This window comes from Massilia sp. CT11-108 (assembly GCF_047302915.1).
Taxonomy (GTDB): Bacteria; Pseudomonadota; Gammaproteobacteria; order Burkholderiales; family Burkholderiaceae_D; genus Telluria; species Telluria orientalis.
This window is the reverse complement of record NZ_JBKYMO010001111.1, coordinates 1-706: the sequence shown is the minus strand read 5'-3', so window position 1 is coordinate 706 and position 706 is coordinate 1. Positions and strand designations below refer to the sequence as shown.

Sequence of the window (706 nt, the reverse complement as noted above, 5' to 3'; positions counted from 1 at the left end):
GCTGCCGCACGTGGCGGCGCTCGCGGGCGGCGGCTTCGTCGTCGCGTGGGACAGCTATGTCAACGACCCGTGGGGCTTCGCGAACAGCGACATCTTCTTCCAGCGCTTCGATGCCGCCGGCCATGCCGTGGGCGCCGTCACGCAGGCCAACGTGGCATCGGGCGGCGGGCATGACGATGCCGACGTCGCGGCCCTGTCCGACGGTTCCTTCCTCGTCGCGTGGCAGGGCGCGGACGGCGACGGCAATGGTATTTTCGGCCGCCGGTTCGACGGGGACGGCAACGCCATCGACAGCCAGGAATTCGGCATCAGCCAGCTGCGCAGCGGCGACCAGGCCAGCGCGGACGTGACGGCGCTGGCCGGCGGCGAGGCCGACCTCACGCGCCGCCTGGAAGTCGGCGGCAACGACGAGCTGGCAACGATCTCCGACGGCTTCAACCGCTTCGTCGCGAAGATCCAGGACGTGATGGCGCAGGTACGCGGCAGTTCCGGCGACGTCGCGGTCCCCAGGCTGCGCAACGGCCGCGTCAGGCGATGCAGCACGGCGACCAGCACCGCCGCCGCGAGCGCTGCGCACAACAGGGCTGCGACCACGGCGTGGCGGACCAGCTCGCGCGCGGAGGCGGTCGCCACGCTCTGCGGGAACGACAGCCTGACGGCCCACGGCGCCGCGCCATACCCCAGCCGCAGCGGCTGCAGCAGGTGG

General features: G+C 72.4%; 1 protein-coding gene. It reads left to right on the top strand.

Features of this window, described 5'->3' with window-relative positions; translation table 11 throughout:
• Nucleotides 1-706, top strand: a 706-nt coding sequence (locus tag ACEN88_RS33455) for a HAMP domain-containing protein (RefSeq protein ID WP_413346638.1), incomplete at both ends; no start/stop codon positions are given.